At 42.7% G+C, this 26119-nt stretch carries 20 protein-coding genes, 1 tRNA gene and 1 pseudogene; 16 read left to right on the plus strand and 6 right to left on the minus strand.

What is annotated here, in order from left to right; translation table 11 throughout:
* Positions 1-95 precede the first annotated feature (95 nt).
* Both G464_RS10425 and G464_RS10350 read left to right on the plus strand, forming a co-directional pair.
* Positions 96-909 (plus strand): annotated as a pseudogene (locus G464_RS10425) (LTA synthase family protein).
* Positions 910-1197 (plus strand): hypothetical protein, encoded by a 288-nt coding sequence (locus G464_RS10350; RefSeq protein ID WP_022857097.1) that lies wholly within the window; start codon positions 910-912, stop codon positions 1195-1197. It begins immediately after the preceding pseudogene.
* A gap of 173 nt (positions 1198-1370) precedes the next feature.
* Here G464_RS10350 and G464_RS0105765 read toward each other — a convergent pair whose 3' ends face one another.
* The gene (locus G464_RS0105765) at positions 1371-3053 is read right to left on the minus strand and encodes a glucosyltransferase domain-containing protein (RefSeq protein ID WP_022857098.1); all 1683 of its coding nucleotides are present in this window, start codon (positions 3051-3053) and stop codon (positions 1371-1373) included.
* A 97-nt stretch (positions 3054-3150) separates the two neighbouring features.
* Between G464_RS0105765 and G464_RS0105770 the strand changes: the two genes are divergently transcribed.
* Together G464_RS0105770 and G464_RS0105775 are read left to right on the plus strand one after the other, a co-directional pair.
* Complete coding sequence (locus tag G464_RS0105770; protein WP_026472645.1) at positions 3151-5055, plus strand: rhamnan synthesis F family protein; 1905 nt, start codon at positions 3151-3153, stop codon at positions 5053-5055.
* 15 nt (positions 5056-5070) lie between these two features.
* Positions 5071-6123 (plus strand): acyltransferase family protein, encoded by a 1053-nt coding sequence (locus G464_RS0105775; protein WP_022857100.1) that lies wholly within the window; start codon positions 5071-5073, stop codon positions 6121-6123.
* A 76-nt stretch (positions 6124-6199) separates the two neighbouring features.
* Here G464_RS0105775 and G464_RS0105780 read toward each other — a convergent pair whose 3' ends face one another.
* Positions 6200-7033, minus strand: coding sequence for an NAD-dependent epimerase/dehydratase family protein (locus G464_RS0105780; protein ID WP_022857101.1), 834 nt, complete (start codon positions 7031-7033; stop codon positions 6200-6202).
* 92 nt (positions 7034-7125) lie between these two features.
* On the opposite strand from G464_RS0105780, the gene G464_RS0105785 reads away from it, so the two are divergent.
* The 5 genes from G464_RS0105785 to rfbA all read left to right on the plus strand — a co-directional run bounded on the left by G464_RS0105785 (position 7126) and on the right by rfbA (position 12158).
* Positions 7126-7989 carry an ABC transporter permease gene (locus tag G464_RS0105785; RefSeq protein ID WP_022857102.1) on the plus strand — a complete coding sequence of 288 codons (864 nt, stop codon included), beginning with the start codon at positions 7126-7128 and terminating at the stop codon, positions 7987-7989.
* Positions 7990-8094: 105 nt separating this feature from the next.
* On the plus strand, positions 8095-8754 hold the full coding sequence (locus G464_RS0105790; protein ID WP_375712276.1) for an ABC transporter ATP-binding protein: 660 nt from the start codon (positions 8095-8097) through the stop codon (positions 8752-8754).
* 22 nt (positions 8755-8776) lie between these two features.
* A complete protein-coding gene (gene rfbB / locus G464_RS0105795) occupies positions 8777-9796 on the plus strand; it encodes a dTDP-glucose 4,6-dehydratase (protein ID WP_021617517.1) in 1020 nt (339 codons plus the stop codon).
* An 18-nt stretch (positions 9797-9814) separates the two neighbouring features.
* The gene (locus tag G464_RS0105800) at positions 9815-11257 is read left to right on the plus strand and encodes a sugar nucleotide-binding protein (RefSeq protein ID WP_022857103.1); all 1443 of its coding nucleotides are present in this window, start codon (positions 9815-9817) and stop codon (positions 11255-11257) included.
* 10 nt (positions 11258-11267) lie between these two features.
* Positions 11268-12158 carry a glucose-1-phosphate thymidylyltransferase RfbA gene (gene rfbA, locus G464_RS0105805; RefSeq protein WP_021617519.1) on the plus strand — a complete coding sequence of 297 codons (891 nt, stop codon included), beginning with the start codon at positions 11268-11270 and terminating at the stop codon, positions 12156-12158.
* A gap of 74 nt (positions 12159-12232) precedes the next feature.
* On the opposite strand, the gene G464_RS09115 is transcribed toward rfbA, so the two are convergent.
* Both G464_RS09115 and G464_RS0105815 read right to left on the minus strand, forming a co-directional pair.
* Positions 12233-13534: a glycosyltransferase family 2 protein gene (locus tag G464_RS09115; RefSeq protein ID WP_022857104.1), complete on the minus strand. Its 1302-nt coding sequence runs from the start codon at positions 13532-13534 to the stop codon at positions 12233-12235.
* A 78-nt stretch (positions 13535-13612) separates the two neighbouring features.
* Positions 13613-13700 (minus strand) — tRNA-Ser (locus G464_RS0105815).
* A gap of 236 nt (positions 13701-13936) precedes the next feature.
* On the opposite strand from G464_RS0105815, the gene G464_RS09120 reads away from it, so the two are divergent.
* Positions 13937-16594: an RICIN domain-containing protein gene (locus G464_RS09120; protein ID WP_022857105.1), complete on the plus strand. Its 2658-nt coding sequence runs from the start codon at positions 13937-13939 to the stop codon at positions 16592-16594.
* A gap of 62 nt (positions 16595-16656) precedes the next feature.
* On the opposite strand, the gene G464_RS0105825 is transcribed toward G464_RS09120, so the two are convergent.
* Positions 16657-18090 (minus strand): UTP--glucose-1-phosphate uridylyltransferase, encoded by a 1434-nt coding sequence (locus G464_RS0105825; protein ID WP_022857106.1) that lies wholly within the window; start codon positions 18088-18090, stop codon positions 16657-16659.
* Positions 18091-18238: 148 nt separating this feature from the next.
* On the opposite strand from G464_RS0105825, the gene G464_RS0105830 reads away from it, so the two are divergent.
* Positions 18239-19234: a glycosyltransferase family 2 protein gene (locus G464_RS0105830; RefSeq protein ID WP_022857107.1), complete on the plus strand. Its 996-nt coding sequence runs from the start codon at positions 18239-18241 to the stop codon at positions 19232-19234.
* Between the two features lie 82 nt (positions 19235-19316).
* On the opposite strand, the gene glf is transcribed toward G464_RS0105830, so the two are convergent.
* Entirely contained in the window at positions 19317-20522 is a 1206-nt protein-coding gene (gene glf / locus G464_RS0105835) for a UDP-galactopyranose mutase (RefSeq protein WP_022857108.1), read from the minus strand.
* A 127-nt stretch (positions 20523-20649) separates the two neighbouring features.
* On the opposite strand from glf, the gene G464_RS0105840 reads away from it, so the two are divergent.
* The 5 genes from G464_RS0105840 (at position 20650) to G464_RS0105860 (ending at position 26078) form a co-directional block, all read left to right on the plus strand.
* Positions 20650-21516, plus strand: a complete 867-nt coding sequence (locus G464_RS0105840; protein WP_021617525.1) for a hypothetical protein — start codon at positions 20650-20652, stop codon at positions 21514-21516.
* A gap of 63 nt (positions 21517-21579) precedes the next feature.
* The gene (locus G464_RS0105845; RefSeq protein WP_026472650.1) at positions 21580-22647 is read left to right on the plus strand and encodes a LacI family DNA-binding transcriptional regulator; all 1068 of its coding nucleotides are present in this window, start codon (positions 21580-21582) and stop codon (positions 22645-22647) included.
* A gap of 156 nt (positions 22648-22803) precedes the next feature.
* Positions 22804-24108, plus strand: coding sequence for an ABC transporter substrate-binding protein (locus tag G464_RS0105850; RefSeq protein WP_022857110.1), 1305 nt, complete (start codon positions 22804-22806; stop codon positions 24106-24108).
* Between the two features lie 142 nt (positions 24109-24250).
* Positions 24251-25207, plus strand: coding sequence for a carbohydrate ABC transporter permease (locus G464_RS0105855; RefSeq protein ID WP_022857111.1), 957 nt, complete (start codon positions 24251-24253; stop codon positions 25205-25207).
* Between the two features lies 1 nt (position 25208).
* The gene (locus tag G464_RS0105860; protein WP_022857112.1) at positions 25209-26078 is read left to right on the plus strand and encodes a carbohydrate ABC transporter permease; all 870 of its coding nucleotides are present in this window, start codon (positions 25209-25211) and stop codon (positions 26076-26078) included.
* Positions 26079-26119: the final 41 nt, after the last annotated feature.

Raw genomic sequence — 26119 nt, forward strand, 5'->3', positions numbered from 1 at the left:
TGAATGTGCATCGCAGTGCTCGTTTGAAGGATTCGACGGTGATTTATATTTTGTCGGAGTCTTTCTCGGATCCCTCTCGTGTGCCGGGGTTGAAGGTGAGTAAAGATGTGATGCCTTTTGTGCGTGAGCTTAAATCGAAGACGACGTCTGGTTTGATGTTGTCGTCTGGTTATGGTGGTGGTACGGCTAATTTGGAGTATATGGCGTTGACGGGTTTGTCGATGAGTAATTTTGCTCCGTCTTTGAGTTCTCCGTATCAGCAGTTGGTTCCTACGCAAAAGTGGTCGGCGAGTGTGAACCAGTTGTGGGGAGAGCAAGAATCCTTGGCATACCACCCATACTATTCGAATATGTATTCCCGTAATAGCGTATATAACAATTTCGAATTCTCACATTTTTATTCGTTGAGTGATCCAGAATATATTAATCCTAATTTTAGTCTCGGATCGTCGTTTTATGCAGCCGATAACGCAACCTATCTTGCAGTTCTTAATTCCTTAAAAGAATCTAGTCAAGGCTCCCAATTTTATCATGCAAAACCACATGCCATACTATGCCTACTATCCGGATAATAATATCGAAATTAGTCCCGCAGAAGGATTTCTGTTAAAGGATAAGGAACAAGAAGCTATTCGTAATTATTCTAAAGGAATCGAATATACTGATCAATTTACGAGAGACTTTCTTAATGAACTTGATCCTCTAGATAAGCCTGTAACTGTGGTATTCTATGGTGACCACTTACTTGGCATTTATCAGACTGCTTCTGATGATCCTGATAATTCTGTGGCTTTGCATGAGACTGATTATTTTATTTGGTCGAATAAAGCGTCTGGTGTGGATAATGCGCAGGCTGCTCAAACGGCTACGAATAGTGCGTATACGTCTCCTAATTTCTTTACGGCTTAGTTGGCTGAACATCTCAACGCTAAGGTGAGCCCTTATATTGCGTTCTTAACAGCTCTACACGCCAAAGTTCCTGCCATGGAGCCTAAAGCTAGCTTTATGGTTCAAGGAGCATTAGATACACCTGATGGTCAGGCTTTGTACTTGGATAATGAGGATAATTATTTGGATGTGTCACAGGCTGATGAACAAACCAAGCAGCTTTTGGACGATTACAAGCTGATTCAATACGATATTACGGCTGGAAAGAATTACTTAAAAAATACTGGTTTTATGAAGATATACGAATAATAGCCGTATTTAGCTATTTGATGAGTGCACTCGGTTGTTGAAGAGAGAAATCCTCTGTTATAAGAAGAAATCTAGGAAGTGAAGGGCTCTCATTCCATCTTTCAATCCGATACACAATAGCTTGACCCCTGTTAACTTTAACAGGGGTCAAGCTATTGTGTAGTTAGTGTATTTTAGAAGTTAACGATAATTATCCCATTGATTTTTTGCACGCTTCCTTGAGCAGGCCAATGTGGCATAGATTGCGCGACTTTTTCTGCCTCCTTCTCTTGCTGGGCGTTTGGTAGCGCAAAGCTATAACCTTGGGTTCCCATAAATTGATTCTTGATCGAATCTCCATGCATTGTACTGAATGAAATTTCCATCACGGATCTACCGATGAGATCTAAATCATTACTCTTGTAAGTATCTGCATTGCCAGTGGCAGTATGAGTACCGATGTAGACAACTGGTTCTGAAGGATGCTCTGTATTAGCAACCTCTCCGATACGCTCAGCAAGTTGAGCGGCTAATCGTACATCTTGTTCGTAAATAACTTGTTCTGTGTAGAAAATTCGATTTGAGACTGAACCTTGCACGAAACCTACAGAAAATAACAATATCCAAGATATAACAGCAACAGTCTTAGGTGCACGTAATGTTGATTGAGTTGCAATTTCATAGGCAGTCATGAAGAAGAACCCGAAGGCATAAGCATAAACATACTCAGTACGAATGCTTGATATGCCACCTAACAAGACGTTCATTAGCAATGGAGAAATAAAAAGGGGTAGTGCAATAAGAGCAACTGAAGCAGGGGTTTTCTTTAGTATGAATCTAATCCATAATCCAATAAGGACAAAGGCGGCTAAGCATGTAAAAGCTACAGAATAATAAATTCTTTCGCCCAAATACATGCTTTGAGCATGGTGAATAATATTTCTTGCTATAACTCTGAGCCCATCTTTTCCCCAACGTATTTGGTCTTTCACATAGTCACTTGTTTCTGTGTGATAGTAGAAGAGCGCCAGTTTATTGACAAGAGCATACAGAAGGTATCCCAGAATACATAACACGGCTGGGACAATAATAAAGTTACGAATAGAATGTTCTTGCTTTCGAGTATTCTGTTCCGATTCGTAGAAGTAATATACAAAAACCATCGCTACAGCTGAAATGAATAATGACAATTGTGCTGTATAAAGGCTAAAAGCAGCGCCAAGAAGAACTACTGCTGCTAAATAATAAATTGTAATAATTACTTTCTTATCTAGTTTTAAGAGATTTGAGAATAACGGATCTATCTCTAGCCGTTTCTGTGTATTATGGCTAGTTGATAACAGGAAGGATGCATTAACATAAGCCATCACTGCAAAGGCGGTTATAGTCATACCAATGCATACGGAAGGAGATTGCAAAAGAAAACCTAATTGTTCAGCCATAACAGGAGAAACAAAAATAGGAATTGCAAAAAAGGCAATATGCCATTGCTTTTTATGGTGTGAAATCTCATAAAATACATAACCCCAGATAAAAACTGTAAGGGCGAAGAGAACAACAGTTAAGAAACCAGACAAAGCATTGTTATACCAATATGTTCCGGCTATTTTTTTTAGCCAAACAAAGCCGTAACGACTTAATTGAATCCAGGATTTGTAGAGTGCATCATGATTTTGAATAATCGCTTGGGTGTCAATAGAGAGAGTATTAGAGAATAGCTTTTGCCCAAAAGATGCAAGGAGAAATAGGAGCGAAAGCGAAAATTCCCAACGAATAGTCCATGCATAACTTTTAAATCCACTCCATGAGTAGTGTGCAGGACGGCTAACGCCTTCGCTGATTTTAGGTACGGAATGCGTGTTCGTTGTGTACGTCATTGATATTCTTCTTTCTTCATTTTATGAAGTGTTCATAGAGGAGTCATACACTGGTATAGTTATTTTATTGATTCTAGCGCACACTATGGGAGTATTTATGTTATTACCGCAGACTGACGGTGTGAATCGTTTGGGAATTTTCTTTTTTTACGATGGACAAGGTGTGGTAGATGATTATGTATCTACATTACTCGCGGGTTTTCAGCCATTTTTCGCGGACCTTACTGTGGTAGTTAACGGCAAGCTCAACGACGAAGGTAAGGCTAAACTTGAAAAGTTTTCCCACAAGATTATTGTGCGTGAAAATAAAGGCTTAGACGTATGGGCTTATAAAACAGCACTTGATAGTTACGGCTGGGATAAGCTAGCGGATTTTGACGAAATTGTTTTATTTAACGCCACAATTATGGGTCCAGTTTATCCCTTTGCTGAAATGTTTAACGCTATGGGGCAGAAAGACTTAGACTTCTGGGGTATTACAAAATTCCATAAAGTAGATGGAGATCCTTTCGGATACAGTCCTTTTGGCTATTTGCCAGAGCATATTCAGTCACATTTCCATGCATATAGGAAATCTTTGCACACATCGGAGGCATTTAAGAATTACTGGGATAACTTGCCAGAAATTAAAGACTACACACAATCAGTAGGAATGCACGAATCATTATTTACTAAGCGCTTTGCTGACCTTGGTTTTACATGGGATGTATATGTAGATACCTCAGATATGGAAGGCTTCTCTTATGGACCTGTGACTTTTGCAGCTAAAGAACTCATTGAAAAAAAGCGTATGCCTATTTTCAAGCGTCGTTCTTTCTTCCATCCGTATTCCGATAGTATGACGCAGTCTGCTGGCACAGCAGCCTTGGAACTATTCGAGTATTTGCGTGATTACACTAATTTTGATACCGATCTCATTTGGGAAAATGCACTTCGTAGCATGAATATGGCTGATATTCACAAGAATTTGCACTTGGATTTTGTGCTTCCAGATCAGCTAGCCGTGTCTTTGCCTGAGAATAAAAAATATGCTTTGGTCATGCATATATACTACCCAGATTTAGTAGATCAAACCTTACACTATGCTTATGCAATGCCAGAAGGATCAGACCTCATTTTAACGGTGGGATCCCAAGAGCTCATCGATTTACTTACTGATAAGACGAAAGATATGCCGTATAACGTAGATATTCGTCGTATTGAAAATCGTGGTCGAGATGTCTCTGCTTTCCTAGTAGGAGCTGGAAAAGATTTAATAGCATACGATTATGTAGCTTTCATGCATGATAAGAAAGTAACGCAACTGACTCCCGGCACTAAGGGTGATGGTTTCCGTATTAAATGCTTTGAAAATATGTTAGCGTCAAAAGCATACGTATCACAGGTGATCCATTTATTCGAGTCTAATCCGCGCCTCGGTATGGCTATGCCTACGGGACCAAATCATGCCGAGTATTTCCCAGGCTTTACCTTTAACTGGGGGCCGAATTTTGAAGGCACAAAGAAATTTATGGAAGACACACTCTCCATGAAAGTGCCATTAGATGAAGGTAAAGAAGTTGTTGCTCCGTTAGGTACAATGTTCTGGTTTAGACCTGAAGCGCTACATGGTTTGCTCGACCGTGATTGGAATTACGAGGATTTCCCTGCAGAACCTAATGGCATTGATGGCACTTTATTACATTTTATTGAACGTGCATATGGTTATGTACCTCAAGCTAACGGTTTTTTCACAGCGTATATCTTCTCCCAACGATTCGCGCGTGTAGAGATAACCAATCTGGAGTACGAAGTACGCGAATTGACAAAAGCAATTTCTAGCCCATGGATTCGTCCTGATTTGTATCAAACAACGCAAGCAATTTATGGGGGAAAAAGTTTCCGCGGCCATCTACGTACTTTGGTGGTGCTTAATCTTAAGCGAATTGCTAAGGCAATTCCAGGTGTACGGGGCATTGCTCGACGCTTGTATAATCAGCGTAAACGACGCCAAGCGAAATAATTGAGGAGAGTAGAAGTGAGCCAAACAGTGCAATCACGCCGACCACGGTTATTTTACCTAGATGCTGTGCGCGCTTTTGCAGCTATATTGATTGTTATTACGCATTTTAATAATCCTTTTTTGGTAACTCGTCCAGTTTTTGCAAACTCGCCATTTGGAATTTATATTGGAGGATTAGGCGTTTCCCTATTTCTGATTATTTCCGGTGCTGCACTCATGTACACGCAAGGAGATAAGGAAAAGCTTAATCTGAGAACTTTTTACTCTAAAAGAGCATTAACGATTTACCCTATGTTCTGGATTGCTTTTCTAGTGGCGAACCTATTCCATTTGTGGCGTAGCGGATGGCAATTTGGGCAAACCCCATGGTGGAGAATAATTTTCTCAGTTTTTGCGGTGGATGGTTATGTTGCTAATATGCATGTGTCTACTTTCTACACTCTAGGTGAGTGGTTCTTAGGTTTTATTCTTATTTTTTACGCGATCTTCCCGCTACTTCGAGTAGGAGTGAAAAAATATCCTGTACCAACTGCAGTTATTGTAGGTATTCTTTATGTCGTGACTATTCTGAGCAGTTTTACTGTTCTGCAATTACCTCAAGATTTACTCTTGACTGTGCGTCTTCCTGAGATTATTTTTGGTATGTATTTTGTGCGTTACATAAAGCACGTATCACATGCTGTGGGTGTTGGTTCTATGATCTTCTTGATATTGCAACAGTGGAAAGAGTTCTTGTCTGGGCCATTAGCAGTTACCTTTGTAGGAATTGCATTCTTCTTAGCACTTGTATGGCTCTGCCAGCTTATTGGACAACCATCGAAGGTTATTGAATATCCAGTCAACTGGGTATCCAAATTCTCCTATGCGATTTTCCTAACGCATCATGTAATTATTGTGGATGTATTCGCATTGTTCTCCGACTATATGCACTGGTCTCAATTACACATATACGGTTTATTCCTGCTTGATTACGTGATTATTGCTATAGCATCCGTTGTTTTGTTCTACGTAGAAAAGTTTATTGTACGAGGCGGAACAGCAATAGGGAGGGTTCTCACTAAGAGTTGACCATAGAAAATACAAATTGAGGCTCAGTAATCCATATGGATTACTGAGCCTCAATACAAAGAAAAAGAGTTACGCTTTATGCCCCAAGAATGTCATGAATTTTAGTGGCATCTCCCCACACGCCTGGAGAATCATAAGGGCGATCTGGGAAAGCACCATAGTCGAGAATAATACTGAGATTATTATCGTGAATATACTGTTCTACGCGGTCAGCCAAACTCATTGGCTGACCAGTGCAACAATTAATAACGCCATTAATCTTATTTTGACCTACTGTTGCAGCGATTTGACGCGCTAGCTCATCTACATCAATAAAATCATATTTATTCTTACCAGTAGTGAAAGGGAACTTGTCTTTTCCCTCGTGAGCAGCCTGATATAGTTTGGAGAAAATGGAATTACCATGGACATCATCTCCAACAATATAGTAAGCGCGAATCCACTGGAAAGTGGCATCGTAACGTTCAGCTAGACGTTTCGTAGCTTCGCGTAGAGCATTTTTGGCAATACCGTACATGGAAGCGGGGGCGCATGGTGTATTTTCATCGATGGCGCCCTCCCAGTAGCCGACTTCGTGCATCGAGCCCATTACTGCAATCTGCTTCAAACCTGCATTCAGCAGAGTTTCAATAAATGAATAGTGGCTGGAAAGATCTGCTAAATGAGCGTCAGAGTCATGCTTAAAGCCATCACGCCATGCCATATGAAGGCACACATCTGGAGACCCTAACTTTTCAAAAATGTTATCCTGCGATTCAAAAAGATTAAACTGAATCTTTGTTGCCCTGTCGTCAATTCCTTCGGTGCGAATATCTGCTGCAACAACATCATGTCCTGCATCCAGAAGTGCAGTTACTACATGACGTCCAATGTATCCGCCTGCTCCTGTAACCAAAATTTTCTTTGTCATAATTTCCTAGTCTAGCAGTGGTATATGTACCTTGAGCTAAACTATATGGAGTAAAGTTGCGTTTTCACGCAAAATCTACAGAAAGGTTCCCCGTGGCAGGTACTTCTGAAATTGTTTCACAACCGGGTAGGAGCCGGGGCATTTTCGATGTTTCGCGCTATCGTTATCTACTTGATTTACTTGTCCAGAAAGAAGTGCGGGTACGTTACCGCGGATCATGGCTGGGCATGGTGTGGACGTATGTGAAGCCTCTTACGCAGTTCATTGTTTTTTATGTTGCCATGGGAATCTTCTTAGGTATCGGGCGTGGAGGCGGTATACAAAATTACCCCGTCTATCTTTTTGCAGGCATTATTGTCACAAATTTCTTTACAGAAGCTTTTATGAGTGGCACGATGAGTGTTGTGTCTAATGCGGGGCTGATTAAGAAAATATATATGCCTCGAGAGCTTTTTCCTCTAGCGTCCTTGCGCGTTTCTTTAGTGCATTTCTTTCCTCAGTGGTTGGTTCTCGTTGGGGGTTCTATTCTTCTGGGATGGAAAGCAGACTTAGCGGGTCTTGTAGTGGCCTTAGTTGCTTTTATATCTTTAACTATGTTTGCTTTTGGTTTGGGTCTCTTCTTTGGCTCCGTTAATGTTTTCTTCCGAGACGCCCAAAATGTTACTGATTTAGTCGCTATGGTTGCAATGTGGTTAGCTCCTAGTTTCTATACGTGGCATCAAGTGGCAAGTCAAGTTCCAGGGTGGGCGTTCCAGATATATATGGCAAATCCTATTGCTATTGCTGTTGAGGCATTCCATCGTGGTTTCTGGTGGGGGGCAACAGACGGAAGCTTTACTTTTGCGCATGGTTGGACAGTGAGTTTAATTGCCAGTCTAGTTATTTCTATGATTGCGCTCATTATTGGTGAAATAACATTCCGTAAGCTTGAAGGCAATTTTGCCCAGGAAATGTAGGTGATAGTAGTGGCAGATAATGTACTTCCTGATGATGTATCTGTTCGTGTATCCGATGTATCTAAACGCTTCCACTTTCGAGTGAATCGTTCAATTAAAGAAGCGATTGTTAAGGCTTTTACGCCAAAATCGAAGCGTCGTCCTAACGAGACTTTTACTGCTTTAGATCATGTTAATTTTGATATTAAACGTGGTGAAACCGTTGGCTTGATTGGTGTGAATGGCTCTGGAAAATCCACTCTCCTTAAATTAATGTCGGGTGTTATGCAACCTGATGATGGTGAGGTTTTGGTGCGTGGCACTATTGCAGGTTTGATTGAAGTGGGTGCAGGTTTTTCGCCAGATTTAACAGGTCGCGAAAATGTTTACCTCAATGGTGCGATTTTAGGAATGTCTAAAGAAGAAATCGACGCCAAATATGATGACATTGTCGCGTTTAGCGAGATTGAACCTTTTATGGATACAGAGGTTAAGTTTTATTCCTCAGGTATGTTTTTGCGCTTAGCTTTTGCTGTTGCTGTACATTCTGATCCTGATGTGTTCTTAATTGATGAAATTTTAGCTGTGGGGGATGAAGCTTTCCAGCATAAGTGCATTATGCGATTAAAGGAGCAGCAAAAGCAAGGTCAAACCATGGTGTTGGTTTCTCATAGCGAAGATCAGATTAAGGCGCTTGCTGATCGATGCATTGTGATTTCTAAATCGCATCAGATTTTTGATGGTAAACCTGATGAAGCTTTTGAAGTAATGCGCGCGCATCTATAAATAATCAGTTAGGATAGAAATTATGAGTGAACTGTTTGAGCCAAAGCACATTATCGTCACCGGTGGCGCCGGTTTTATTGGATCTAACTTCGTGCATTATGTGGTGAATAATCATCCTGAAGTTCATGTGACTGTTCTGGATGCGCTTACTTATGCAGGTAATATCGAAAATATTGCAGGGTTACCAGAAGATCGCGTGACATTCGTACACGGTAATATTTGTGACGCAGAATTATTGGATAAGATTGTTCCTGGTGTGGATGCTATTGTGCACTATGCTGCAGAATCACATAACGATAATTCCATTGCAGATCCGGAACCATTCCTCAAAACAAATGTTGAAGGTACCTACCGTCTACTGGAAGTAGCTCGCAAGTACGATGTTCGCTATCATCATGTGTCTACTGATGAGGTGTATGGAGATCTTGCCTTAGACGATCCTGCAAAGTTCACTGAGGAAACTCCATACCATCCTTCTTCGCCATACTCGTCAACAAAGGCGAGCTCCGATTTGCTTGTACGTGCATGGCATCGCACTTTTGGTGTGCGCGCTACAATTTCGAATTGCTCGAATAATTACGGGCCATACCAGCATGTAGAGAAGTTCATTCCTCGCCAGATTACGAATATTCTTACGGGTGTGCGCCCTAAGCTCTATGGTGATGGATTGAATGTGCGTGACTGGATTCACACAGAAGATCATTCGTCTGGTGTGTGGACCATTCTTACAAAGGGACGTATCGGCGAAACTTACCTCATCGGAGCCAATGGTGAGAAGAACAATATTAGCGTTCTTCGTGAAATCCTTAAAGCTATGGGTAAAGATGAAAATGACTTCGATCATGTAAAAGATCGTCCAGGTCACGATCGTCGCTATGCTATTGATTCGACAAAGCTTCAGACTGAATTGGGATGGGTTCCGCAGCATACTGATTTTGCTGCAGGACTCCAGCAGACTATTCAGTGGTATATTGATAATCCGCAGTGGTGGGAAAAAACAAAGGAAGCTACTGAAGCACGTTACAAGAAGCAGGGCCAGTAAGGTCTAGGGGAATTACGCATGGTATTAGAATTTTCGAAAGAGCTCAAAGCGACACAAACTAATATTCCGGGTTTAGTTGTTTTTGATTTACCTGTACACGGCGATAATCGTGGATGGTTTAAGGAAAATTGGCAACGCGCCAAAATGACAGAAATAGGTCTGCCGGATTTTGGTCCTGTACAAAATAATATTAGTTTTAATACCATGCGTGGTGTAACTCGAGGTATTCATGCAGAGCCTTGGGATAAATATATTTCCATTGCTACCGGTGAAGTATTCGGTGCATGGGTGGATTTGCGTCCTGGTAAGAGCTTTGGTGAAGTATTTACCACTCGCTTAGACCCATCTAAAGCTATCTTCGTGCCACGTGGTGTGGGCAACTCGTTCCAAACATTAGTTGATGGCACTGCTTATACCTATTTAGTCAATGCTCACTGGAGTATGGAGCAGAAAAAGACTTATACCTTTGTTAATCTTGCGGATCCAGAATTAAACATTCAATGGCCTATACCGTTGGAAGAGACTGAGCGATCTGAAGCTGATTTGAATCATCCTATGCTTAAGGATGTTATTCCCATGATGCCTAAGCGCACGCTGGTATTAGGATCTCATGGTCAGTTAGGCACCTCTATTTCTAAATATGTTCAAGAAAAAGGTCTGACTGGGTACGAGTTTGCAGATGCAGATACATTTGATATTGCAGATTCAGCAGCCTATGAGAACTATGATTGGGATTTATACGGCACCATTATTAACGCAGCAGCATTTACCTCTGTAGATAAAGCTGAGACTTCTGAGGGGCGCAAAGCTGCGTGGAGAGTTAATGTGGCTGGTGTTGCTAATTTAGCCAAAATAGCAGCTGAGCATAAGATTACCCTCGTTCATATTTCCAGTGATTATGTATTTGATGGAACAAGAGAAGAACATAACGAAACAGAAGCTTTTGCTCCATTGGGTGTGTATGGTCAGACAAAAGCTGCAGGCGATGCGATTGTATCGAATGTTCCTCGCCACTATATTGTGCGCTCTAGCTGGATTGTAGGTGAAGGAAAGAACTTCGTCTCGCGCATGGTATCGTTAGCGCAGGAATCTAAACAAAATGGTATAACAACTGCTCAGGCTCCTGCTGATCAATTTGGACGCTTAACTTTTGTCGATGAGCTTACAAATGGTATTTTCCACTTGCTCAATGAGAATGCTCCATATGGAACGTACAATTTAACGGGGTCTGGAGATAGTGCTTCGTGGTATGGCATTGCAGTGAGTATTTTCAATCAGGTCGGGGCTGATAGCTCATTAATTGATCGGAATTCGGTTGAAGAATATGCGAAGACAACGGGCGGAGCAATGCGACCTCGTTTCTGTACTTTGGATTTATCTAAGCTAGTGGCTACTGGTTTTACACCGCAGCCATGGCAAGATAATCTGACTGCCTACATTCATCATCTTTTAGAGAGGTAAAGAGGCTTTCATGAAAGGTATTATTCTAGCTGGTGGCTCGGGTACGCGCTTGTACCCCTTAACCACAGTAACATCGAAGCAGCTTCTCCCTGTTTATGATAAGCCGATGGTATATTATCCGTTGAGCGTGCTTATGATGGCAGGAATCCGCGATATTCTTATTATCTCTACTCCACATGATTTGCCTAATTTTGAGCGCTTATTGGGAACAGGTGAACAATTTGGAGTGCATTTCCAATACAAAGTACAGCCCTCTCCAGATGGTTTATCGCAAGCATTTATTCTAGGTGAGGAGTTCATTGATGGGGATTCCTGTGCTTTGGTTTTGGGAGATAATATTTTCTATGGAAACGGTCTGACCCAAGTACTGAAAAAAGCTGCATCTCTTGAACATGGAGCTCGTGTTTTCGGTTATTTTGTTGATGACCCAGAGCGTTACGGCGTCGTAGAATTTGATGAAAATCATAAGGCAATCTCTATTGTAGAAAAACCGAAGAATCCAAAGACTAATTATGCAGTAACAGGTTTGTATTTCTACGATAATCGAGTAACTGAATTCGCCAAGCAAGTGAAGCCTTCTGCTCGTGGGGAATTAGAGATTACTGATCTTAATAAGATGTATTTAGATGACGGATCTCTCACCGTTCAAACACTAGGACGTGGCTTTGCGTGGCTAGATACGGGCACAATGGATTCTTTGTATGAAGCAGGGGAATTTGTGCGCACTGTGGAACGCGCTCAGGGTATGCCTATTGCCATCTTGGAAGAAATCGCTTATGAGCATGGATGGATTTCTAAGGAACAGTTACTCGAAGCGGCTGAACATTATGGAAAGAGTCCGTATGGAGCTCATTTGAAATCTGTGGCAGATAACAAGTTTATTGTTACTGGCGAGGATTAGAAAGTAAAATAAACGTTTTATGGGTGTTCTTTTCCCTATGAGGAGAAAAGAACACCCATTATGCTGTACGAATACTATCTATGAAGTATCAATTTAGCTAAACGGCGAGCCAAACCTCTGCGATGAGTTCCTAGAGGAATAAACTTGTCAAAATAATATCGAGCTTTTGTTCCCGTTTTGAAAATACGGAGTGATTCTTCATATATGACACGTTGACGCTCTGCTTCTCGCTGAGCAGTCCGTGTACGAATTTGTTCAAGAATATAGAGTGTGCTGGCGTGTGTTGCTTGCTCCTCCTCACTCAGCTCAAGATGAGTCTCGGCTATTGCTTCGGAAAAAAGGTCTGACCAGAGCGCAAAGTTTGCTGTGGGAGGGAAAGCATCCTTGGTAAGTTCGTCATATAAATGAGAGTTGATGTGATAATGAAGGGCAAGATAAGCATCGTTCTTTCCCCATGTTATTTGTAGAATTCGTAATCCCTCTGAATAATCATTTGACGCTAAACGCTCTACAAAATCATCACCGACGATTTTTAGTGCTCGTGCGTGGAAATTCCGGGCAGCAGAATTAATTTCAGTTGAACTGTAATGAGTCGAAAAAGCCTGAACCTCCTGATCCACTTCCCAAGCGCTATGCTGATCTCGATCAAAAATATCTAAACTTGCGGTGGTGCGGCTGGAAATCCCTCGCCCAAAATGATAATTTAACCCTCGATATTCAACATAGGAATATAATTTATGACTCAATGAGCAAATTGCTAGATATTCGTAGCCATCCTCGATTTTATTGAGTCTTGTAACTGAAAGATTTTTGAATGCTTCTTGAATAAGTGATGTCTTGAAGAAAGCAGTTATTATGTTCCAAGGCACCCATGCCGCAAAAGGTGGGCTAAATGATGCCTGGAGGATTTGTGCATGGCTGCAGTCTCCAAGAGTTGCATTAAATAAACTTTCAACTCTGGTTTCCAAGGAAGAATCTTCTGTATCCGCTACTTCTACATGTGCACCATAACGGATTATATCTGCGTCAGGTCTTGATGAAGCAAAGTTATATAGGGTTTCGCAAGCGGTGAGTGCCAGCGTGTCATCGGCGTCAAGAAACATTGTATAAAGTCCTGAAGCTCGGGCAACTCCTGTGAGGCGAGTGGTATGCAGTCCTTTATTAACGCCATGCGCGAGATGAATAATACGAGAATCACTGTGCGCATAATCAGAAATAATAGCACTCGTATTATCTGTGCTGCCATCATCAACAACAATAATTTCAATAGTATTCAAAGTCTGTTGAACGGCGCTGTCCAAACAAGCTCCAATATATTTTTCTTTATTATAAGCAGGAATAATAATCGAAACTGTAGGTTGAGCTGTGCTGGTCATACACCCTCCTTTGTAACTTATGCACATTATAGAGGAGGGTACAAGAAAAAAGCACTCTTCATGAGAAGAGCGCTTGAGTGGCGGAGAATACGAGATTCGAACTCGTGAGGGCGTTAACCCAACACGCTTTCCAAGCGTGCGCCATAGACCACTAGGCGAATTCTCCACTGTGTTCAAAGAACAACGGAGTTCATAATAGCACGGGGGAAAGAAATATGTCAAATATGGCTCGAGGCGTGTTTATATAAAAAGGACTTGTAAAGAATTGGCATAGATAAGGTATTAGAGGTGTGAAAAAGGCTAAAGAATACAATCTTTTATTACTTTTCCAGTAATCTTGAAAATATCTCATTATCGGATTTCATTGATGAGTGACAATTTTTAAGACCAAGAGGAGAGACAGTGAGAGTATTTTTTGCTGTACTAACTAGCCTAGCTACCATATTTTCCCCTCAACTTTCGTCTCAAGTTCAAACATACGTATCGAATACTTCGACAATACATACCGTAGCAGAACAAGCTGATGCTACGCGAGAACATGATATTGTTGAAGCGCAGGCTCAGGAGCAGAAACTTCCTGAAGATATTGCTGATTCGATTAGCAATGGAGATACTGTTGTATCGAGTGAATACGTTGCTAAAGACGACGGTACTTTAGTGTATGCCCAGACTGGGGAAAAAGTAACTGATCCTAAGATAGTAGGCACGCAGGAGGAGGTTCCGGATCCCTTAGCGCGTACTAATGGTGAATCTTTTATTCCTGTGTCGGTAGAAGCTGCGCGCGAAATTATTGACGACGCTGATACTTCTGAAGAAGAGATTCCTCAACAGGAAGATACGCCTCAGAATCCAGACAGAGAAAATAGTGCTCAGCAAGATGACCCAACCCAGTTGCAAGCTAGTTCAGCTGCGTATATAGCAAGTGCGCCATCGGTTCGTTCTGTAGGCAACTGGTCAAGTAACTATGGTGCTAAGTGGGGTAGTTATAACGGGCAGCAGGCATTTTTCGAGGGAGATGGTTCTCTGTTTGTGGTGCCTGCGAGCAAGGTAATTGACGTGTCTGAATGGCAGGGTGATATTAACTGGGACGCAGTTAAAGCTGATGGTGTTCAGGGCGCTATTATTCGTATTGGCTATGGTACTGATGCAACTGATAAAAAAGCTTTGCGTAACCTTCGTGAGGTTCAACGAGTGGGACTGCCTTTTGGCGTCTATCTGTATTCGTACGCGAGTAACTGGTCAGAAGCATGGGCTGAAGGTTCTAATGTTGTCAGTATCTTAAAGAAGGCTGGGATAACTAGTTCCAAGCAAATGAGTATGCCAATTTTTTATGATTTAGAGAATTGGACTTACGCCGGGCATAAGCATCCCACAAGTCCGGCAGTGTACGACACTATTGTGAATAATTTCTTTATGAGCGTACAACTCAGCGGCTATGGAAAAGTTAGCGTGTACTCATATACAAGTTTCCTAAAATCCGTACTGAATACCTCTAATATTCACTCACGTACTAGTTGGGTAGCTTCGTACGGATCATCACCGCGTTTTGTCATTAACTCCTACGAAAAGGGGTGGCAGTATACCTCTACTGGATCTGTGAACGGTATTAGCGGGAATGTTGATTTGAATGCATATCGATTTAACGTTCAAAATACTAGTAACTTAAACGGTACAAAGCCAAAAACTTCGCCATCGTCTTCTGCTTTTCAAGCTTCTTCATTAACGAAGGTGACGGTTCCTGATGGAGAATACTACATAAATTCGAGCATGTTGGATGTAGCATCTATCGATACTTATAATCAGTCTCTTAATCAGAACAATTCAATTGTGCTACATCGATACGCACACGCAAAGTCTCAAAAGTATCGTTTCGTGAAGCAGTCTGATGGATCATATACCATTATTAATTCTGCTTCGGGATTAGCATTAGATGTTCAGTCTGGCCAAGCGCGCAATAATGCTCGTGTTATTCTATGGTCTCCAAACGGCGGCAACAATCAGCGGTGGTTTATACGTGATGCAGGAAATGGATACATCATCCAAAGTGCTTTGGGTAATTTTGTTCTGGATGTTCAATCTGCGGGCAAATCTGATAATACACCAATTATTTTGTATGAACCTGGACATAGCAATATGAATCAGCGATTCATATTGTCTTCTACGAGAGCTTTGCCTACTGGTTTAGATGTAACAATTCGTTCGGTTCTTAATGGCAACATGACTGTTTCTGCTGCATCTGGCAAAGCTACATTGGGCGCCCAACTCAAATTGGGCAACTATAAATCTAGCGCAGATCAGAAATATAAGTTGTTTGAAGTTGGTAATGGTATATATACCATACAGAATTCTAGCACTGGGTATGTCGTAGATATTTATGGTGCGTCCCGAGCCGTATCCACACCGGTAGACTTGTACGCGAATAAATCAAGTGCTTGGCAACGTTGGGCAGCAATCTTTAATGCGAACAATCAGGTGGCGTTTTCCTCCGTCTTATCGGCCAAGAATATTGAAGTCTACGGCGGTCGTGCATACCAAGATACAAGTATTCGTACTGCTGATCCGTCCTTTGCATCACACCAATTCTGGGCAGTCTATCCTGAAAATCAGGATGTTATCCCTAATGGTATATATAGCATTCAAAACAATACTCACAGAAATATTACGCTTGATGTGTATGGTGCATTTAAAAATGATGCCACAGCTGTAGACGTTTATACAGCAAGGAATGGTTCAAAGAATCAGCAATGGCGTGTTGTTAATCAGAAGAATGGGTATATAAAGTTATTTGATGTAAATTCAGGTAAACCATTAGATGTATATGGAGAGTTTTCTCGCGCAGGTACCGATACAATTATTTATTCTGACCGTCAAGATGCGAGGAACCAATTATGGAAACCTGTAAAGCAAGCCAATGGTTCATTTACGATAGAGTCCGCTTTGTCAAGTAGTTTAGTTCTAGATATTTACGGTGGTCACGTTCAGTCTGGTACCAAGGTGATTGTTTATACTAAAGCACCTTATGCCGGAAATCAGCAATGGTATTTTAAAAGAATATCTTAAACCGTAATGAATAAAAGTATGGCAGTGCTTGAATAAAAGTGCTGCCATACTCATTATATTGATTAATGGAGCCACTCATTAGGTTCAATACCATGTTGACCAATGTATTCGCCATTGGGGACGTAGGAGGCTTGACCTAAATCTTGAAGATGAGCTCTACCAAAACAATGTGTATCTTGTCCGAAAGTCCAATCTCCTTCAATTGTTACACTTGCGGCCGCAGCCAGAGATGGAACACCATAAGGAAAACGCTCGTTAAAATCTTGAATATTTTTATAGTAGCGCTGGTCCAAGGAAATATTAGGAAAAATATAATTTCCGTCCTCTAACTCATAGGAATCAGTTAAATGGAAGCGGTCAGATCGTAGAATAAAAAGATCCTCAGTCGTTTTTACCGGTAAGAATCGTGACCTATCTACTTCGATACAGGTGGAATTCTCGAAGAGGCTAATAGCAGCACCCATAGCTGTTTCTAGTTGTACGATATGAGCGCTAGAAGGGTTTGTAGGGTCAACATTCTTATTATTACGTATAACAGGCAGGGGAAGAACCCCCTTGTATTTTTTGAGGATTTTTTTCAGAGCGCTAATGCGTATCCAAATATTATTGGTGTTAAAATATGGGTGAATATTTTCATCTAAGGCTTGAATTTTATCGTCTGGATGGACTTGGCTCATTTCACGAAGATTAAGGCGATTACTTTGTTTATTAATAACAAAATGTCCGCCTTTTCTATCGGCGGGTGTCTTTTTTGATACTTCCACCATGAAATCAGTCTTAGACTGGGCAAAATGCCCTGCAATAATACTAGAGGGGCGTGCGCCTAGATTATCTGAGTTAGAAATGAAGATGTATTCAATGCCGTGCGACTGTAATACATCGAGGATACCTGATTCCCACAACGTGGAATATACATCGCCATGGCCTGGCGGACACCATTCCAAATCTGGTTGTGAATCAAAGGTAACGGGCTTGCCGTTGTGAGAAATAATTTTTGGTTGTTGGTGCTGAATAATCTCTATTGGTATATCAGATTGGTGGAAACGACGATTATGATTCACAACATTCAAAGATTCTTTTGAAGTGCGGAAAGAATTCATAAAGAGTAACGGCAACTGAACCTTATCTTGTTCGCGTTTACTAATAACTTGTCCGAGAATAATATCAATAAAACGCATGCGACGAGCTTTATGCCTGCGTACAGGGAGAAGAGATTTGGGACCATCTAGCCCCATGGAAGTACCTAATCCACCGTTAAGCTTAATGATTGCCGTTTTTGCTAATGCCGAATGAGCAACATGCGATGGCATAGAGTCATAAATATCTGACACGGCAGGAACATTTGTAAGACTTAAAGGAAGGAAATCCTCTTCACGCATCCAGCCAGCATCATCTTCTTGCCAAACTTTATACATCCTCTCAAATTGCATAATAGCTGTATCGCTACAATTGTTTTCATGCATCTTATTTATGCATGTATTAAGATTGTCTTGCATAACAACTCTTTCTTGAATCTAAGTCTGAGGAAATGTTACTATTCAATATATTTTACTGGTAAGTGTGAAATTAGATTACATCGACTTGATATAGTTGGAACAAGGCAAAAGAATTTATATTCCATGTAAGGGAGTAATTGGCGACGTCATGGAGAAGGAAAAGCAAAATATTGCACCGATTTGCGTAATCGTTGTGCCGTGTTTTAACGAGTCCGAGGTTATCGATGAGAGTGCCCGTGTCTTAGTAAGTAAGATTGCACAGCTACGCAATAAAAAGAAAATTCATGCGCGGAGTAGGGTGCTTTTTGTTGATGATGGATCTCGAGATGATACTTGGGAGAAAGTGAAAACTCTAGAAAAAACATATAAGCATGACATTGCAGGGATTAAGTTTGCCCATAATAAAGGGCATCAGAATGCCGTGTATGCAGGACTAATGCAGGCGAAAGATTTCGGATGTGACTGTGCAATCTCTATAGACGCAGATTTGCAAGATGATGCAGAAGCAATTGAATCGATGATTGATGCTTATCACGAAGGTGTAGATATTGTATATGGTGTTCGTAATAATCGTGACACTGATACGGCATTTAAACGTGGAACTGCGCATATGTTTTATCGAATGATGTCGTGGTTGGGAACGCAAACTATTCCTGATCATGCCGATTTTAGATTGATGAGTGCACCTGTTATTAGTGCATTATCCCAGTATCAGGAATCTAATTTGTTCTTGCGCGGTTTAGTGCCAGATTTAGGATTTAACTCAGCTCGAGTATTCTATAAGCGTGCTGCCCGTCAAGCTGGTGAATCCAAATATCCGTTAGGTAAAATGATTGCGTTTGCACTAGAGGGAGTTACTTCTTTCTCAGTTAAGCCAATACGCTTAATTTCGTGTTTGGGTGTTCTATCATTTTTTGTCTCTATTATTGCTCTGATATATACGATTACATCCGTTTTTGAAGGGAAAGCTGTTGCTGGTTGGGGATCAATAATGGCATCTGTCTGGCTGCTAGGAAGCTGTATCCTTTTTGCCTTAGGTATATTGGGGGAGTACATTGGTAAAATTTACACGGAAGTTAAACATCGTCCACGTTATATCATTGAGGAACAGATTGGTCTGAGTGAAAATCCTATCGCTCAGTAATATGATAGTGTGTACTCGTAAAAAAGTCCTCGTATTTTTCAGGAATGAAAGATACGAGGACTTTTTCTGTATTTCGTAGTTTTTATGCGTTGAGTAAAGGCTCTACCTGTTTCTCAAAAGCAATCAAAGCAGTGTTAATCACCTGATGCATATCGTAGTAAGCGTAGGTTCCTAAACGACCGCCAAAGACCACAGATGGCTCATCTTCTGCCTTAGCTTTATACTGAGCATACAGTTGCTTATCGGCTTCGGTGTTGATTGGGTAGTATGGCTCGTCATCCTTGTTAGCAAAGCGCGAGTATTCTTCCCAGACTACGGTCTTATGAGGATTCTGCTGGTCGCGACGTTCTGGATTAAAATTCTTAAACTCAATAGCGCGAGTGTATGGAACATCTGAATCAGCATAGTTCATTACTGGAACACCGAAGTGGTCAGCTTCATCGTAACGCTGTTCCTTAAAATCAACTGTACGCCACTTAAGCTCACCTAGCTCATAGTTGAAGTACTTATCAACTGGGCCAGTGTAGATAACAGGAACCGTTCCTACCAAAGCAGCCTTGTTATATGGCTGGTTCTCGTCGAAGAAGTCAACGCCTAAGGTCACAGTAATACGTGGATCATCAATCATGCGCTCAAACCAAGCGGTATAACCGTCCTTAGGTAAGCCTTCCCAGGTGTCCTTAAAGTAACGGTTGTCGTAATTAAAACGTACAGGCAAGCGGCGAATAATACTGGCTGGTAACTCGCTAGGGTCGGTCTGCCACTGCTTGCCGGTGTAGTTGCGAATAAACGCGTTGTACAACGGCTCGCCGATAAGCTTCTTGCCCTGCTCATCCAAATTTTTCGGCTCAATATGCGCGAACTCGCCAGCCTGCTCCTCAATCACTCTCTGAGCCTGAGCCGGCGTATACGCGGCGCGGAAGAACTGATTAATCGTGCCCAAATTTACCGGCAGCGGGAAAACCTCGCCCTTGTGCGTGGTGTAGACGCGATGCACATAATCGGTGAACTCAGTAAAGCGGTTCACATAATTCCATACGCGCTCGTTCGAGGTGTGGAAGAGGTGTGCGCCGTACTTGTGAATTTCTGCTCCTGTTTCCTTGTCAAAGTAGGAGTAAGCGTTACCGCCAATATGGTCACGAATATCAATAATATGAACGGTTTTATCGGTGTGCTCAATAATCTGCTGAGCTGTAACCAAACCGAATAAGCCAGCGCCAACAATAACAACATCGGCTTGAAGTGGCGTGTTTTCGCTGAGCTCGGCAGCTTTACGAATCTGAACCATTGTCTTGTCCTTTGCATGAGCACATGTATTGAGAAAGTAGTATATGTGAAGTACATATGAACATTTCCCATGTTTTAGTGTATAGGGACGTGCAACAAAATGCACTTTTGCGCTACAGTGGTGCATTATGGCTCAGAAAACTTCGACCTTGTCCTCTAAGTCTGCTCACACCCTTGCCTTATGGTGTTTCGCGGCAGCACTCATCTGCGCTCTCGCGTTTGGCTTGTCAAAGCTTATCGCGTGGCAGCAAGCGGTCGAACGAGCACAAAACTCACAAACCGCGTTGTACACTAAATACAGTTTCGACCCCGGCTACATTATTTCAGACGAGCAGTTTTTTGATTCCGACTCCATGACGACTGCAGAAATACAGTCTTTCCTTGAGGAGAAAGGCGCGAACTGCAGCGGAGATTTGTGCTTAAAAAATTTAACGGTACCTGTTACGTCACAAAATGCCGATAACGAGTGCTCCGCATATACAGCCCCTGACTCAGGTACTGCTTCGGTTGCTCAGATTATCGATGCGTCCGCGCGTGCCTGCGGAATCAGTCAAAAAGTTTTGCTGACCATTCTTCAAAAAGAACAAAACCTTATTAGCAAAACTTCTGTTACTCAGGAAGAGCTGGATAAAGCGCTCGGACTATCGTGCCCAGATACCGAGGCATGCGACGTGAACTATGCCGGCTTCTTTAAGCAGGTCTATGGCGCCGCTCACCGTTTTAAGTACTATCTCAACCATGAAAAGCAATATAATTATCACGCCGGAACGCTCAACTCTGTGCGGTACTCGCCGAACGAGGCATGCGGTGCAAGCGACGTGTATATTTACAATGACGCTACAGCAGTGCTCTACATTTACACGCCTTATCAGCCGAATGCAGCCGCTTTAGCTGCAGGAACAGGTACGGGAGACGAGTGCTCGTCATACGGAAACCGTAACTTTATGATTATTTATACGAGTTATTTCGGCTCGCCAACCGTGAAGCAGGAGTAGCGAGGTTGGAGCAGGTACGAGGTGCCAAGTGCGCTCGTTTACTTCTGCAGATACAATGCAAGAGTGCGGTCAAAGAAAGTAAGCATTAGCGATGTTGCTCGTCACTGCGGTGTGGCGGTTAGTACGGTATCGTACGTTATTAACGGAAACCGTTCGATTAGTAAGGAAACGCGCGCTCGCGTTCTTGATACAGCAAAAAAGCTCGGCTATGTGCCGAAAAACCGTATAATTGCTCAACAGTTAGGCTTGTTGGATTCATCGTCCTCGAAACCTACGAAAGTGATTGCGCTCAGTTCGCCAGTTCATCGGTATACGGATTACACGAATTATGCCGTATTTTTCTTTGCTTTAGCGCAGCACGCTCGCCGTTACGGCTACGATATTTTATTGCTTATGCATGAAAGCGGCGATGCAGAAATGTATCGTGTAGTTGAAAACAATATGGTTGACGGTATTTTACTGCTTGATGTTTTGCTGTCTGACTCGCGTGCAGAGATTGCTAAAAATTTGCCAGTTCCTGTGGTAGCTGTGGGGTATCCGAATAATACGGAAAATATTTGGGCTGTTGATTTGGATTTTGAGCAGCTGGGACGTGATTCTGTGATAAAAGTGCATGAACTTGGTCATACACATGCTTTGATTTTAGGCGGTGTAGATAGTGCGTTTGAAGATGGATCGAATTATCTTGTACGTTACCGCGACGCAGCAGAAAAGTGTGGTGCTGATTTAGGTGTGCATGTTAGTTTTGAAAGTTTGAGTGGGTATTCGAAAACAGAAATTGAGCACTCTCTTGACCTGGGACTTGCGCGAGACCCTCAGATTTCAGCCATTTTTTGGCAGGGTAGCACAGCTGGCGCAGGCATGCTCATGGATATTTTGCATCAACGCAGCATCGGTGTGCCAGCAGATATGTCTGTTATTTCTGCCTGTACAAATGGGGCTTCACGCTTGCCTCAGCCCATCGACGAGTTTCCTATGGATCCAGCAGCCGCCTGCAAACGCGCGGTAGATGTTCTTATGGAAGTTTTGCAACATCAGCGCGATGATGTGGGATCGGTGGAACTTATTCATGGGGAATACATGCCGATGGGCACGCTTGGCCCGGTTCCTTTGGAAAAACGTAAGGTATAAACCCATCGAAATTTATCGAAATTATATTGCTCTCCTTGCACTGTTCTCCGTACGCTATTACTACATGATTGTTCGACTCGAAGATGAGGACGAGAAGACAATCAGAACCACATAGATGTGGTGAGAGTTAAGAAGGACATCGTCGAAGGAGACGACATGAAAACGCTATCCAAACTTGTAGCTGCAGGCGTAGCTGTTGCTGCTCTCTTCTCTGTTGCTGGCTGCGGCTCGCAAAGCACTCAGCAGGAGAAAGATCCTAAAACGCTCAAGGTCTGGCATTATGAGGAATCAAGTGGTGCTCAGGGTAAGGCTTGGGATAAAGCTATCGAAATTTTTGAGAAGAAGTACGGTGTAAAGGTTGAGTTCGAGAAGAAGTCTTTCGAACAGATTCGTCAGAATGCTTCGCAAATTCTCAATTCCGATCAGGTTCCAGACGTTATGGAATACAACAAGGGCAATGCAACAGCTGGTTTGCTTGCAAGTCAGGGATTGCTTACTGATTTGGGCGATTACGTAAAGGAATACGGCTGGGATAAGAAGATTTCCGGCAGCCTGGCAGCCACCGGAAAATACGATGACAAGGGCATTATGGGCTCTGGTAACTGGTACGGCATCACCAATTACGGTGAAGATGTGGTGATGTACTACAACCAGGACATGTTCAACAAGTACGGCATCCAAATTCCAAAGACTTATGACGAACTGGAAGCTGCAATGCAAAAGTTCGTAGATAATGGCGTAACTCCACTGTCCGAAGGTGTAGCAGAATATCCATTGCAGCACCTGTGGTGGCAGCTGGCTCTGAGTAAGGCAGATAACAAGTTTATCGATGCCTACGAAATGTATAAGGGCGATGTCGATTGGAGTGACGAAGAGCTCACCTATGCTACCCAAACTATTGCTGATTGGGTAAAGAAAGGCTACATTTCTAAGGACTCCACTGGTGTGAAGGCAGAAGATGCAGGTCAGGCCTTTATGAATGGTACCTACCCGATGTTCTTCTCGGGAACCTGGTGGTTTGGTCGCTTCCAGACTGAAATTCCAGACACGAACTGGACCTTCTCTACCTTCCCGGACAGTAAGAAGGTTGTGGGCTCGTCCGGCAACATTTGGGTTGTTCCAGAACGCTCCACACGCAAGGATTTGGCTGCTAAGTTTATCGACATTACTCTTAGCACAGAAGTGCAAAACCTTATGGGCAACGCAGGTGGTTTGCCAATTGCTGCAGATCCAGATGCTATTACCGATGAAAAGTCTAAGGAACTCATCGAATCCTTTAACACTGTTCTTAAAGATGATGGTTTGGGATTCTACCCAGACTGGCCAACATCCACTTTCTACGATGAGCTTAATGCATCTCTCCAAGAGCTGGTTAATGGCACATCTGATGTAAAGAAGACGCTGGAACAGATGAAGTCTAATTATGACAAGGGTGTTGCAGACGCTGGCGTTAAAGAATAAAAAGACACCTTCACAAAATCCAATAACTATGCGTGCGGGGAAGCCGTTTTCTCCCCGGCAAGACCCCGCGCGCTCTTTTTCGGCAACCAACAGCACCAGCAGCACGCGCGTGCAATCTCGCGCACAATCAGTGGAGTACACAATGAGTACATCAAAGAAATCACATAAATCAGGAACGCGCACAGCTGAAGCCTCGCGTATCCCGGGCAGTCCATCCAACAGGTTCTGGCTCTACCTTATTCCGGGCTTTATTATGTTGCTGTGGATTATCGTTATCCCAGCCATCTGGAATCTCTATCTGAGCTTTACCACATACCGTGGCATTAAACCGCCGGTATGGGCGGGGCTTAAAAACTGGCAGAAACTCATGACTGATGCCACGTTCTGGGCCTCGTTTAGAAACTCTATTTGGATGATTATCGCTATGGTAATTATTCCTATTTTGATTGGCTTGGTTCTGTCGGCACTTATGTTCGATGTTGTGCAAAAGAAGTTCGGTGCGAAAGCAGCCTCCACTTTCCGAGCAATCTACTACTTCCCTCAGCTTCTGCCGATTTCTGTGGCAGCGTTGGTGATGGGATGGATTTTCCGTCCAGAAAACGGTGCACTCAACGCGGTTCTTAAGGTAATTGGTTTGGGAGCTCTGCAGCATGACTGGTTAGGAAAGCCAGATACAGCACTCATCTTCCTTATGCTTATTATGATTTGGATTCAAATTGGTTACCCGCTCATTATCTTTATGTCTGGCCTGCAGCGCGTCGATCCAGAACTGTATGAAGCAGCCAGCTTAGATGGCGCAAACTGGTGGCAACGCTTTACCGCCATTACTCTGCCGTCCATTCGCCCAGAAATTTTCGTGGTTGCTCTTACCTGCACCATTGCAGCACTTAAGGTATTCGGGCCAGTCTACATGCTTACTCGAGGCGGTCCAGGTACCTCCACTATCGTTCCGTCCTACTATTCCTACACACAGTTCTTCCAATCGCAACAAGTTGGTTACGGTGCAACAATTGCAACCGCACTCACCATTGTGGTTGTTATCGTATCCGTAATTTTCACCACCCTTCAGGAGAAGGTTGCAAAGGAAGATGAGGCATAAAATGGCTACCTCAACACGTATATCAACATGTATTCCTCGCGCTCGCAAAATTCGCACCGGCGGAGATTGGCTTATTCTTGCCTTCCTTATTGTGGGTGGATTGGTTATGCTCTTCCCATTTATTGTGTTGCTGCTCAATGCGTTTAAAACAACAGCGCAATACAATAGCTCTGGGCCATTAAGCATTCCGACCGAGCTCCAATTCGATGGCCTTATGAAGTTCTGGAACCGCGTGAATTATCCAGAAAAGCTCTGGAATAGCGTATGGACTTCCGGTCTGGTGGCAGTGCTGGCTGTTATTTTGTCGATGTTCAACGCTTTCGCCTTAGGAATCGGCCGTGTTAAGGGGCGTCGCTGGATTATTCTGCTCATTATGTTGGCGAATATGCTTCCACAAGAAGCAATGCTCTATCCGCTCTACATTATGTTCAAGGAAATTGGCCTGTACAACTCACAGTGGGCAGTGGTTATTATCTTCACCGTTATTCAAAGCGCATTTGGAACTTACTTGCTCTCTAGCGTGTATGGCACATTCCCTTCAGCAATTCTGGAAGCAGCTACCATCGATGGTGCAAACAGGTGGACTATCTTTACCAAGATTGTGTACCCAATTTCTAAGCCAACACTGTCGGTTATGCTCGTCTTCTTCTTCATCTGGACCTGGAATGAGTACATGATTCCAATGGCATTCTTGATCGACAACAATACGCAAACAATTCCAATTGCAGTGGCATCGCTGTCGGGCGACCGCCTGATGGATGTTACTACTATCGCCGCCGCCTCGCTTATTAGCATTGTGCCAACCTTGGTGTTCTACCTTATCTTCCAGCGCACACTGGCTCGAGGTATTACCACCGGCGCGGTCAAGTAATACAATCAAACCAACAAAAACGAAACGGAGAAGGATAAACA

Origin of the sequence: Alloscardovia omnicolens DSM 21503 (assembly GCF_000420505.1) — a bacterium.
Taxonomy (GTDB): Bacteria; Actinomycetota; Actinomycetes; order Actinomycetales; family Bifidobacteriaceae; genus Alloscardovia; species Alloscardovia omnicolens.

What these genes read in the sequence shown, in the direction of transcription:
- G464_RS0105765 (WP_022857098.1), bottom strand. Translation starts at nt 3,053, where the DNA reads ATGACGTACACAACGAACACGCATTCCGTACCTAAAATCAGCGAAGGC.
- G464_RS0105770 (WP_026472645.1), top strand. Translation starts at nt 3,151, where the DNA reads ATGTTATTACCGCAGACTGACGGTGTGAATCGTTTGGGAATTTTCTTT.
- G464_RS0105780 (WP_022857101.1), bottom strand. Translation starts at nt 7,033, where the DNA reads ATGACAAAGAAAATTTTGGTTACAGGAGCAGGCGGATACATTGGACGT.
- rfbB (WP_021617517.1), top strand. Translation starts at nt 8,777, where the DNA reads ATGAGTGAACTGTTTGAGCCAAAGCACATTATCGTCACCGGTGGCGCC.
- G464_RS0105800 (WP_022857103.1), top strand. Translation starts at nt 9,815, where the DNA reads ATGGTATTAGAATTTTCGAAAGAGCTCAAAGCGACACAAACTAATATT.
- rfbA (WP_021617519.1), top strand. Translation starts at nt 11,268, where the DNA reads ATGAAAGGTATTATTCTAGCTGGTGGCTCGGGTACGCGCTTGTACCCC.
- G464_RS09115 (WP_022857104.1), bottom strand. Translation starts at nt 13,534, where the DNA reads ATGACCAGCACAGCTCAACCTACAGTTTCGATTATTATTCCTGCTTAT.
- G464_RS0105825 (WP_022857106.1), bottom strand. Translation starts at nt 18,090, where the DNA reads ATGCAAGACAATCTTAATACATGCATAAATAAGATGCATGAAAACAAT.
- G464_RS0105830 (WP_022857107.1), top strand. Translation starts at nt 18,239, where the DNA reads ATGGAGAAGGAAAAGCAAAATATTGCACCGATTTGCGTAATCGTTGTG.
- glf (WP_022857108.1), bottom strand. Translation starts at nt 20,522, where the DNA reads ATGGTTCAGATTCGTAAAGCTGCCGAGCTCAGCGAAAACACGCCACTT.
- G464_RS0105840 (WP_021617525.1), top strand. Translation starts at nt 20,650, where the DNA reads ATGGCTCAGAAAACTTCGACCTTGTCCTCTAAGTCTGCTCACACCCTT.
- G464_RS0105850 (WP_022857110.1), top strand. Translation starts at nt 22,804, where the DNA reads ATGAAAACGCTATCCAAACTTGTAGCTGCAGGCGTAGCTGTTGCTGCT.
- G464_RS0105855 (WP_022857111.1), top strand. Translation starts at nt 24,251, where the DNA reads ATGAGTACATCAAAGAAATCACATAAATCAGGAACGCGCACAGCTGAA.
- G464_RS0105860 (WP_022857112.1), top strand. Translation starts at nt 25,209, where the DNA reads ATGGCTACCTCAACACGTATATCAACATGTATTCCTCGCGCTCGCAAA.